The organism is Porphyromonas gingivicanis JCM 15907 (genome assembly GCF_000614585.1).
GTDB lineage: Bacteria > Bacteroidota > Bacteroidia > Bacteroidales > Porphyromonadaceae > Porphyromonas > Porphyromonas gingivicanis.
On the sequence record NZ_BAKX01000009.1, the window covers coordinates 1 to 11673 of the forward strand.

At 40.5% G+C, this 11673-nt stretch carries 8 protein-coding genes and 3 pseudogenes; 8 read left to right on the plus strand and 3 right to left on the minus strand.

The features are described from left to right. Positions 1-152: 152 nt before the first annotated feature. The 3 genes and pseudogenes from JCM15907_RS08255 to JCM15907_RS08265 form a co-directional block, all read right to left on the minus strand. Positions 153-1193, minus strand: coding sequence for a hypothetical protein (locus tag JCM15907_RS08255; RefSeq protein ID WP_025843443.1), 1041 nt, complete (start codon positions 1191-1193; stop codon positions 153-155). Positions 1194-2066: 873 nt separating this feature from the next. Next, positions 2067-2456 (minus strand): annotated as a pseudogene (locus JCM15907_RS11495) (AAA family ATPase); the annotation flags it as partial. Then, the gene (locus JCM15907_RS08265; RefSeq protein WP_025843444.1) at positions 2453-2761 is read right to left on the minus strand and encodes a DUF3853 family protein; all 309 of its coding nucleotides are present in this window, start codon (positions 2759-2761) and stop codon (positions 2453-2455) included. The gene JCM15907_RS08265 and the pseudogene JCM15907_RS11495, both read right to left, overlap by 4 nt. A gap of 386 nt (positions 2762-3147) precedes the next feature. Between JCM15907_RS08265 and JCM15907_RS08270 the strand changes: the two genes are divergently transcribed. The 8 genes and pseudogenes from JCM15907_RS08270 (at position 3148) to JCM15907_RS11515 (ending at position 11671) form a co-directional block, all read left to right on the plus strand. Then, positions 3148-6408, plus strand: a complete 3261-nt coding sequence (locus JCM15907_RS08270) for an N-6 DNA methylase (RefSeq protein WP_025843445.1) — start codon at positions 3148-3150, stop codon at positions 6406-6408. A 26-nt stretch (positions 6409-6434) separates the two neighbouring features. Continuing rightward, positions 6435-6941: a restriction endonuclease subunit S gene (locus JCM15907_RS11500; RefSeq protein WP_025843446.1), complete on the plus strand. Its 507-nt coding sequence runs from the start codon at positions 6435-6437 to the stop codon at positions 6939-6941. 64 nt (positions 6942-7005) lie between these two features. Continuing rightward, positions 7006-7868, plus strand: a pseudogene (locus JCM15907_RS11505) (5'-nucleotidase). Positions 7869-8522: 654 nt separating this feature from the next. Continuing rightward, on the plus strand, positions 8523-8891 hold the full coding sequence (locus JCM15907_RS12880; protein ID WP_148297500.1) for a hypothetical protein: 369 nt from the start codon (positions 8523-8525) through the stop codon (positions 8889-8891). Further along, on the plus strand, positions 8878-9270 hold the full coding sequence (locus tag JCM15907_RS08290) for a hypothetical protein (RefSeq protein ID WP_025843447.1): 393 nt from the start codon (positions 8878-8880) through the stop codon (positions 9268-9270). The genes JCM15907_RS12880 and JCM15907_RS08290 overlap by 14 nt, the downstream gene beginning before the upstream one ends. Then, positions 9267-9570: pseudogene (locus JCM15907_RS14005) on the plus strand (bifunctional DNA primase/helicase); the annotation flags it as partial. The gene JCM15907_RS08290 and the pseudogene JCM15907_RS14005, both read left to right, overlap by 4 nt. Positions 9571-9713: 143 nt before the next feature. Then, positions 9714-11318, plus strand: a complete 1605-nt coding sequence (locus tag JCM15907_RS11510) for a toprim domain-containing protein (RefSeq protein ID WP_370664415.1) — start codon at positions 9714-9716, stop codon at positions 11316-11318. Continuing rightward, positions 11306-11671 carry a helix-turn-helix domain-containing protein gene (locus tag JCM15907_RS11515; protein WP_025843448.1) on the plus strand — a complete coding sequence of 122 codons (366 nt, stop codon included), beginning with the start codon at positions 11306-11308 and terminating at the stop codon, positions 11669-11671. The genes JCM15907_RS11510 and JCM15907_RS11515 overlap by 13 nt, the downstream gene beginning before the upstream one ends. Positions 11672-11673 lie beyond the last annotated feature (2 nt).

Consider the following 11673-nt stretch of genomic DNA (forward strand, 5'->3'; position numbering starts at 1 on the left):
GAGAGGAGCTATATTCTGCCATATTACCCCTAATAATGACAATGAGGGAGAACGAAAACATTTGAGCATAAAAAAGAGGCTCTCTTTATTTTAAGAGAGCCTCTTTTTCAATATTAGGAGTACGTGTTGTATACACCTAAAAATTATATAGGTTATTTGATAACCTCACGCTTTACGACGTAGACAGAGTGAGCTTCGCCATTTTTTGAACCATCGTTCAGATCAATAACTTCTCCATTTTTCCAGAGTTTGGATATTTCGTTTTCGCTTCCTGCGACATATGCATTTCCATCTATAGCAAATACGGAATAAGCTATAGCACTCTTTTCAGGATGACCAAGAGTGTTCGCAAGTTCTCCATTTTTCCAGAGTTTGGCTTCGAAACGATCTTCTTTAAGTTCAAATCCTGCTACATATACATCGTTTCCATCAACCGAGATTGAGTGGCTTCCTGCATATCCTGGAGCTTTGGTTAGATGGGTAACTTCACCATTTTTCCAAAATTTGGCTATGTAGCTTTTATTCTCTTCCTCACCCTCTTCCTCATATCCTGTAGCATAGGTATTGTTATTGGCAATAGATACAGAGAAGATTTCAGCATAGTTTGTGCCATTGGTTAGAGTAGTAGCTGTACCGTTTTTCCAAATTGTAGCTACTCTTTTATTATTACTATTATACTCGTACCCTCCTACATATACATCATTACCAGAAACAAATACAGAGTAAGCTTGGGCAACTTTTTCTCCATTAGTCAAGTTCGTAGCTGTGCCATTTTTCCAGAGCATCGCTTTCCTTCCATCCCACCCAGCTACATATACATCACTTCCAGAGATAAATACAGAAAAAGCTATAGCATCTTCGTTACCATTAGTTAGGTAAGAGGCTACGCCATTTTTCCATAATGTAGCAACTTGTTTATTTCCTTCTTTCTGATATCCAGCTACGTAGACATCATTGCCAGAAACAGATACCGAGACGCCTTGGGCGGACTTTGACCCATCGGTCAAAGGGATAGCTTCACCATTTTTCCAAAGCATAGCTATTTGGGATTGTTCGCTGATTACTTCATACCCAGTAGCATATACATCGTAGGTGTATTCCTTGTTCACTTCTTTGATATTCGGTTTGCAAGCAAATAGACCTATTGCTGCGGCTATCAATATTGCCGCTGTTTTTAAACTACTTCTTTTCATATTGCATTATCTTTTTTAATGAATAAATCGAATCTGTTTTTGATGTTCTAAACATGCTAAATTGCATCATAGTGAAAAGCTATTTTCCACAAGAGAAAAAGTTTTTTGTATAAAAGAGAGAGTGTGCAATGTCGATAAAAAGGTGCTTTTTCGACTTCTATATCTAATATTCTGTCCAACACTTATCTTTTGTATGAGTGCCATTTTATTAGTTGATTTTGTTGTTGTAGCAATAGTTTGTTTAATGCTTTTGTTATTTCAGTGACGAAGATAAAAAAATAAAAACAAATATTGGATATGGATATCTAATTATTGAGATAAAATCTATGTTCGTAGTACGATAAAATACTTATTGACTCTTTCAAATGTTAAAGTAAGATTGTCTTACTCCCACCTCTTTATTGCATTTTTTATGTGGTATAAGTCTCATTTGCTTATCTATTGTGATGATTTGTGTCAGATTTATTGATGGCTTTTCTGTTGTGAGATTTTATCAAAAAAGATGAAACGCATCGGTGTGCGAAACATTTTTCTTGAATTAATATGAAATTTTGATTGGCAGAGAGTATGTAGGGAGTGTTGAGTTTAGTGGGTGTTTTGTAAGCTCCTATTAATTGCTATGACTTGTTTACAAGCCTTTTCTATTGTAATTAGTCGTCCCTTAAAAAATCATCTAATCACTGATATTCAATATATTATATTGAAAAAACCTTTGTCAAATCTGCAAGCTTTCTTATCTTTATAGTGAGAAACTTGCAGATTTTAGATAGTGTCCTCAAAAAGTGTGTAAGCTCCATTGTTCTTAGTTTGTTTTTTTGTTCTTACCTCAAAGTTAAGAGCTACGGGGCTTACACACTTTTTGAGGACAGTATCTTGGTTGGGATCGGCGATGGCTCGGAGGTGGCTGAACTTCAATCGCTCGGGTTCTCGGTCGAGCGGTAGCCCTGCCAGCCTTAGGATGCGTTGCATCACCAGCTGGCAGTGGTAGGGGCTTTGCTCGGTGTCGAAGTAGAGGATATTGCGCTTGCTCTCGGGAAAGTACGCCCGATATTCCAACACCTGATGACCAGCGAGGGCTGAGGCAACCAAGGCACTCACATTGAAAGTTTTCTTTGCCTTGGCTTTCCCTGTCGAGACACTGAAGTTGCCCAGTGTACCGATGGTGGCATCGTCCACACGCAGTAGGATGGGCGGTAGGCTGAACTTGTCCGTCACCCGAATGAGCGACTGTTGCCAGATGCTTTCGTAGTCTGGTGCATTCATATTCGTCCTCCTGTTTTGCGACCTGCCAACTCAAGGGCAAGCTCAGCGTCCACGATAATCTTACGCCCTACCTGCGTGATGGCTCGGTCTATCTTGCCACTCTGCTTGATGCGATTGGCGGTGGGGAGGCTACAGCCGAAAAGGCGAGCGATGCCCGATAATCCATACACATAGCGTTTTTGTTCTTTGGAGGGGCTTGCCTCCGTGGTGGTATTGCTTGGCTGCGAGCCGTGGAGAGCAAGGAAGAGCAATTCCTCGCCAGTCATCTGCCATACGGGCTTGCCCAAAAGTTCTTCTAAAATCATACTTCATTGCAGTTTTATGGTGAATACTTTTGCCCTTGCGCTTCGGGCTATTCGTCAGCTCTGACACTGCGAAAGTATGAGCTAATTCGTTGTCTATGAAATGGTAGGGAGGTCGCAGGATATACAAGGAAAAGGTAGGAAATCAGAGCCCCTCACACATCCACCCTTAACACGCATTTTGACACAAAAAGAGGCTCGCAGAGCATCACAGCCCCCGAGCCTCTCGCCATGTTTCGCCTTCTCCGAACCCCACCTCTTGGTTTTCAGTGTTAAATAGGGAAATCCCCTCGCCCCTCTGCTCATAACTTCGTACCTTTGTAACAGCTTTGAAGTGTATAACGAGTGGTTTGGTTACTTTGTGAGCTACTCTAGAACGATAAGATAGAATGATAAGAATAGATAATCTCCGAGATCTACTCGGATATATAGGTTATAAGAAGTCTGCTGGCAAAAAAGAAGAGGTTTGGAGTATTGATTTCCCTCATATCAATAGCTCCATTTCTGTTGATTTTTCAGCAAAACACATTATCTATCCATCTGGATTGAAAGCATACCGAGAAACGACTACAAACTTTTCATCTCCCGAGAATTTTGTAGTATTAGAATGTATCACCAGATTGCTTTCATTGGGCTATACTCCCCATCAGATAGAGCTAGAAAAGCCAATGCCAGGGGGACACTCCGACACAGGAGGCTATTGTGATATTCTCATTAAAGACAATGACGGCAATGAGTTTCTTCTGATTGAGTGTAAAACAGCTGATGATGGTAGTTCTAAAGAATTTTCAAAGGCTTGGCATCGTATGAATGAAGATGGTGGACAGCTTTTTAATTATTTCAATAGCTATCGCAAAGCCAAAGCACTTTGTTTGTATGCTTCAGATTGGCAAGGTGAAGAGTGTATTTATCAGAGTTATATTGTCTCAATGGAAGATAATGAAGAATATCTGCGAGCAGACAACAAACTCAAGGGCTACAGTAAGGTTGCAGAGGAGAGAGGAGGAAAGGAAGAGTATTTCAAGATTTGGAAGAATACCTACGACAGAGATTATAGCACTGTAGGAATTTTTGAGGTCGGGATTTCTCCTTTTACAATAGGCAAGCGACAACTTTCTGTTGCCGATTTGAGGGATGCCGATGGTGTAGAAATTCAGAAGAAATACCACGAATATGCTACCATTATGCGTCAGCACAATGTTTCGGGGAGAGAAAACGCTTTCGATAAACTAGTGAATCTCTTTTTGGTAAAGATTGTGGACGAAGCACAACATGCTGACAATTTACAATTCTATTGGCGTGGTGCAGCTCATGACGACTATTACAACCTACAAGACCGCTTACAACTGATGTATAGCCGTGGTATGAAGGAGTTTTTGGGCGAAGAGGTGACTTATATTGACAACAAAACCATTGCTGATAGTTTTTATTTGTTCAAGAATGACCCCGATGCCACAAAAGAGAAGATTTTGGACTACTTTCAGCAACTCAAGTTTTATACAAACAATGATTTTGCCTTTCTAGATGTCCATAATCAGATACTCTTTCGGCAGAATGCAGAAATACTCAAAAAAGTGGTACGCATGCTTCAAGATATGCGTTTGCGTACAGACAAGCCCAATCAATTCTTAGGAGATCTTTTTGAGGGCTTCTTGGATCAGGGAGTCAAGCAAAGTGAAGGACAGTTCTTCACCCCAATGCCTATTGTACGCTTTATCATATCTTCTTTGCCTTTGGAGGCTATCAATGATTCTAAACAAGTGCCTCGGGTTATTGACTATGCTTGTGGGGCTGGACACTTTCTGAATGAATATGCCGAGCAGGTCAAGAATGTTGTGACTAAATCGGGGAAAGAAGCCAAGCCTTATTATTGTGAGATTTATGGGGTAGAAAAGGAGTATCGACTATCTAAGGTTGCCAAAGTCTCAGCGTTCATGTATGGGCAAGATGAAATTAATATCGTTTATCAGGACGCCCTACGCCCACACCCAGAGGTAAAAGAAGGGTCTTTTTTTGTCTTAGTAGCCAATCCACCGTATAGTGTCAAGGGATTTTTAGAGACGCTCAGTGAGGAAGAGCGGGCAAGTTTCAAACTTTCTCAATATGTCTCAGACATTAATGCTAACAATTCTATTGAAGTATTCTTCATAGAGCGTGCCGCACAGCTGCTAGCACCAGGAGGTGTTGCGGGTATTATCCTGCCTTCTTCTGTTCTTTCAAATGGAAATATCTACTCCAGAGCACGAGAAATTATTTTACAGGAGTTTGATGTCGTTGCTATCGTCGAGTTTGGTAGTGGCACATTTGGCAAGACTGGGACAAATACGCTTACTCTGTTTCTGCGGAAGAAAAATGATAAAGTGCGCATGGCGGAGCATTACCGCCATCGCGTGCAAACTTGGTGTCGGGGTGACTTTAGTAAAGATGGAGTGTTTGCTGATGCGCATCTATTGGACGACTATTGCAGGATGCAGGGAATAGAACGAGGAGTTTATACCTCCTTGTTTGAAACATCTCCACAAGAAGATCTTTGGGCGCACGAACTGTTTAGGGCTTATAGAAATAAATATGCTAATGATACAGAAGCCAAGAGGATAGCTAAAAAGAAAATCACCAAGAAATATACTGCAGAGCAGAAACAAGAAGAAATCGAAGCATATATCCTAAAGTCTATCCGCTCTATCGAGATGGAGAAGCTTTATTATTATCTTCTTGCTAAAAGCAATCCGCTCCCTACGCTCATTGTCAAAAGCCCCACAGACAAAGCGGAAATTAAACGCTTTCTCGGTTATGAGTGGAGCACCCGAAAGGGGGACGAAGGTATCAAGTATTTGAATACTTCGGTGCAGGGCGAAGACGAGGTGTTAACTCGAAAAGGACTGGACAGCATCCAAACACCACTCTTTAACCCCAAAGACTTAGACGACACGAGCCGCATCAATACTTTGGTGCGAAGCTACTACTTGGGAGAGCCTATACCTGTCTCGGAAAAGTTAAGTTCTTACTGCTCCACCATACGCATGGAGGAAATGATAGACTTTAAGAGAACGGAGTTTGATATGACAATATCAATCTCTCAAACAAAACATAAGGTTAGCATTTCAAGTAAGTATCCTATTGTTCGTATAGAAGACTTTCCTACTGTTATACGGAAAGGAACGTCTATAACGAAGAAAAAAGCAAAGGAAGGAGAATATAAAGTAGTTGCAGGTGGAATAGACTATGCTTATACTCATAGTGAGTACAATAGACCAGAACATACCATAACAATAAGTGCTTCTGGTGCAAATGCAGGATATGTGAATTATTGGAGTGAAAAGATTTTTGCTTCAGATTGTACTACTATAAATGTAGGTGAGATCGTATCAACTCTCTACATATACAATTACTTAAAGTCAAAGCAGAATGATATATTCTCATTAGCTCGAGGAGCAGCACAGCCTCATGTCTATCCCGATGACGTTAAAGATTTTCCAATTCCCCTTCCCCCTCCCGAAGTCCAACAGCAGATTGTAGATGAATGTGCTAAGGTGGATGCAGAATATGAAACCTCTCGCATGGCTATCGAAGACTATCGTCAGCGTATCTCTAAGATATTCACTGATTTAGAGGTAATTATCAACAATAAAATGGGGGGGGTAAATGGCTGATTATTAGTGATATAGGAGAAGTTAAGATGTGCAAGAGGATATTCAAAGAACAAACGTCTCCTTTTGGAGAGGTGCCGTTTTTCAAAATTGGAACTTTTGGAAATATCCCAGATGCCTATATATCAGTTTCTGTTTATGAAGAGTATAAGCAAAAGTATCCTTATCCCCAAAAAGGAGAAGTTTTGATTTCTGCAGCAGGTACTATTGGCAAGGCTGTCGTATATAAGGGAGAGGCTGCATACTATCAAGACTCCAATATTGTTTGGGTGAGCCATGATGAGAGCAAGGTCAAAAATTCATACCTCTATTATGTGTACCAGAATATCAAATGGGAACCGACAACAGGAGGAACAATACCTCGTCTCTATAATAAAGATTTAGGTGCAACAAAAATACCAGTTCCCCCTCTTCATATTCAAGACGATATAGTCTCGGAAATTGAGAATTATAAAGCCAAAATAGCCGAAGCGCAAGCTATTATGGATGGTTGTTCTGCTCGTAAAGCAGCCATTCTCAACAAATATCTGATGTGAGATTATGTCATACCCAATAGAGAAAAAACTTGTCATAGCCGTTTCATCAAGTGCTTTATTTGATATGCAAGCGTCTGATGCTATCTTCAGGCAAGACGGAGAAAAAGCTTATAGAGAGTATCAGCAGAAGAATATAGATATTCCCTTGGAAACAGGTGTCGCTTTCCCTTTTGTGAAAAGCTTTTGAGTCTAAATACCTCTTTTCCTGAGGAGCAACCAATAGAGGTGATTCTATTTTCTAAAAATAGTCCAGAAACAGGCTTAAGGGCATTTCGTTCGATTCAGCATTACGAACTAAATATATCTCGAGCATGCTTTTCCTCTGGCAACTCGAATCATCAATACCTTCCAGCGTTCAATTCTACGCTCTTCTTAACTACCAATATAAAAGATGCAAGAGAAGCACTAGCTAATGGAATTACTGCAGGAGTTGTAGGGAAACAAGAGGTACATGATTCGAATGAAGAAGGACTTTGTTTAGCATTTGACTTTGATGGAGTCATAGCAGATGATAGCTCAGAGAAGGTCTATAAAGAACGGGGATTGGAGACTTATCAAGAGTATGAGAAAGTATATGGAACTCACCCCTTAGGCTCTGGACCTATTGCAGATCTTCTAAAGAGAATTTCATCATTCCAGAAATTAGAACGTATCAAACAGCAAAACGATCCACACTACAATAGGTTATTGAGAACCGCTATTGTTACAGCTCGTAATGCTCCTGCTCATGAGAGAGTTGTTTTTACACTACTCAGTTTAGGGGTCGAGGTTGACGAAGTCTTTTTTATGGGTGGAGTAGAGAAAGCAAGATTGCTGAATATTCTAAAGCCGCATATTTTCTTTGATGACCAGACTACTCATCTTGAAAATATAAAAAACATTGCAGGGGTACACATCCCTTTTGGGATAGCAAATGCCAATGTTTAGCTATCGGTCCCAATGATAGTATTGAACTCAACTCGCAAGCATTTCTTGTAAGTTGGTTGTGCGAAGAAATAGGATACTCCTAAACAACAACTCCACCCAAGGTTGCTGTCTTGGATGGAGGTTTTTATTGCTTGCAAGTTTTTGGGTGTAGAAAAGGGTGTAAATTGCGCAACTCACTGATTTACACCCTTATTTGCGGAGAGAGAGGATAATGAACTATATTCTTCAACTCCTTGTATCGTAATCTTTTAGTCCTTTTTTCTTCTTTTGGTGTAGCCAAATTGTAGCCACCAGAGAGTTCTTAGAGAGTACTCATAGATACTGCTATTGGAAATACTCACTTGTATTTCTTTGGCTCAAAAGTACTCAAAACAGGAACACTTTCCAAACTATTTGATAGGAAATATTTTATCAGCCTCTTGGCTACAATTTTCAGTGCACGGTGCAAGCCTTATATATATTTGCAAAAACGTTGCACTTGATGCTGGAATCTGCATGAGCTTTTCTCTATGGAACTTTGCAGTAAAAAATATAAATACTTGTACGATGCCCAAAAAGAAATGCCCCAAAATGGAAGAACAAGGATGCCTGTTTATTGTCTGTCCAACTTTAGAAATGAGACTTCGAGCTTCATCTAACCTCAAGAGAGTTGCAATGAATGCAAACATGGAATACTCCAATTTTATCAAAGCTTGTAAGTTAGAGAGCAATCTCAATCTTCGCACCTATCTAAAGTGTGCAAAGGCATTTGACAAGGAGGTTGTTTTACTTCATCTCCCTTCAGGCTTTGTGGAATCTATTACGACTCCTCAGAAACATCAATGGTTCTCTACTATCGAACAAAGAGATCTCATGGAGATTGTACGCAAGCTATTCCAAATAGACACAGAAGTTATACTTTTTCATATTGAGCACTTTGTGCATCAAATGAAAGAGCAAGGAGATGATGAGAGCATGAAGCAACTATTCGCATCATTGTTTGAAGTTGTACAGAAACTTTTGAAGAATTATGGACACAAATAACCCACTATCGTTGCTTGATGAAGTCAGAGCTCTTAGTGAAGACATCAGACAGGTGACAGGCTTCATTCTGGAACTCAAACGTGATTACTCGGTCCTGGAGGATAAAATAGAATTGAATAGTTCTGATGTTCTTCGCCTTTTGGGCATCTCGAAAGCATCATTGGCGCGTTGGCGAGAAGCTAAAGTTATTCCCTATCGCTACCTGTCGAGCAATCATGTGGTTTATCCTTTTAAGGGCTTATATCTTGCTATCAAGACGGGACGAGCAACTTTCAAGGGCTTTCGCAGGTTAGAAGCTTTGCAGAGAATGAATGCTTACAAAGATGGTATCATTAAAGGCTATATGGAAGAGGATACGGTAATATTTGAAGAACTATGAATCTGAAAGAAGAAATCTTAGCTCGCACCAATCGAGGGTTAGAAGTTTTCTGCTTTTATATGCCGATTGACTTCGTGCCCAAACGTAACTTTAGAAATCCTCTGTACGACGATAGGCGTGCCTCCTGCAATATATATTTGGATGCTAAAACGCAGTGTTACCGTATGAAAGACTTTGGTAATGATATGTATTCGGGAGACTGTTTTTGGTTTGCTGCTACTATTTTGGGATTAGATGTAAAAACAGATTTTCGTAAGGTCTTGGAGTGTATTATTGAAGATCTACATTTGAATATCTCAGATGATAGTAGTGAAAGGAAGAGATATTTGCCACGTCCCTCTCCCCCTGTTATCAAGCCTAAGCGACCTATAACAAGCACAGAGCACCTCAAGCGATTCAAGTTATACGAACAAGCTTTTACAAATGAAGAACTAAAATCCTGAATGCGTTATGGCATCAACAATAAGACCCTTGAACGCTTCCATGTTCGCTCCTTGGCTCGTTATGAGTCCATTTCATCTCAAGGGAAGCCCTACTTCCTACAATCCTCTCTGGAGGAGCCGATGTTTGCCTATATATTGGGAGATTTTGTAAAACTCTATCGCCCCAAGAGTAAAGTACGCTTTCTTTATGGAGGAGAGAAAACAGAGGATTATATTTTTGGATTTGAGCAGCTCCCCAGTAAGGGAGATGTACTCTTCATTACGGGAGGAGAGAAAGATGTACTCACTCTTGCTGCTCATCATTTTCATGCTATTTGCTTTAACAGTGAAACGGCTCTTATTCCTGAGCCCACTATCGAAAGTTTACAACTCAGATTTCGACACATTATCCTCCTTTATGACACGGATGAAACAGGACAAAGAGAAGCCGAACGCCAGGCAGAATTACTCTCTCATCGCAACGTGTTGAGCTTGACTCTACCTTTGGCAGGGAGCAAAAATGAGAAAGATATATCAGACTTTTTCGCTTCGGGTAAAACTGAGGCAGAGCTTAGAGCCCTGATAACTCATAGGCTATCGGAAATATATACACAAACAATGATGATGCTACGTTCTTGTGAGATAGATTATGACAACCCGCCGGATGCTTCCAAAGCCATAGTGTCCGTAAAAGGTGTCCCCCTTGGAACACAAGATAATCTTCTCTGTGTTACGGGAGGTGAGGGCACAGGGAAAAGCAATTATATCTCGGCTATTCTTTCCGGAGCCCTTGGCATAGAGCGTTTGAATCCCGAACAAACCTTGGTCTTGGAGATTACAGCTAACCCCAAAGGTTTGGCTGTATTGCATTACGACACAGAACAATCGGAAGCTCAGCTGTATAAGAATTTAGGCAAGACCTTACGAAGGGCTTCTTTATCAACTGTACCTGAATTTTATCACTCGTTATACCTTGCCTCCTTCTCTCGAAAAGATCGTCTCAAACTGATTCGCGAGAGTATGGATTTGTTTCACCACAAACATGGAGGTATTCATCTGGTTGTAATTGATGGTATTGCAGATCTCATACGCTCGGCCAATGACGAAAGTGAGAGTATTGCCATAGTAGATGACCTCTATCGTTTAGCCGGGGTTTATAATACTTGCATTATTTGTGTGCTTCACTTCGTTCCCAATGGTATCAAACTCCGCGGTCATATCGGCTCAGAATTACAACGTAAGGCAGCTGGCATTTTATCTATTGAGAAAGATGATGACCCAGAATATTCGGTGGTAAAGGCTCTGAAGGTAAGAGATGGAAGTCCTTTGGATGTGCCGATGATACTTTTTGGCTGGGACAAGGATTTAGATATGCACGTTTATCGAGGGGAGAAATCAAAGGAGGAGAAGGAGAAGCGTAAGGCCGATGAACTTATTGCTGTTGTGCGAGAAGCGTTTAAGCATAGCCACAGACTTTCATATCAAGAACTCTGTGAGGTGCTGATGCGAGAGATGGAAATCAAGGAACGTACTGCCAAGAAGTATATTGCTTATATGAGGGAGCAGGAAATTCTGACTCAGGATACAAGTGGGTATTATCAAAGAGGAGAGTTATGTCGAATTTAGAGAATCAAACCGAAGAACTCTGGCAAAAACGCTTGTTTGAACGTATTTTATCTCTGGAAGAAAAAGTCGACCATCTGCTCGTTCTACAAGAGCAATGGGTCGACACAAAGATTCACCCTCCCTTAAAGCCCGAGTATCTTGACATTATCGATGTATCTAAACTTCTTAAAGTGGAACAGAAGACTGTCTACAACTGGGTTTGGTCTGGTAAAATACCCTATCTTAAGGCTAATGGACGATTACTCTTTAAGCGAAATGAGATTGATGAGATGCTAGAAAACGATAGAATATTGGGGAAGATGTTGCAACAAATAGAATATCAGAAGTTTGCATGCTCGGACTTAATTGTCTAAAT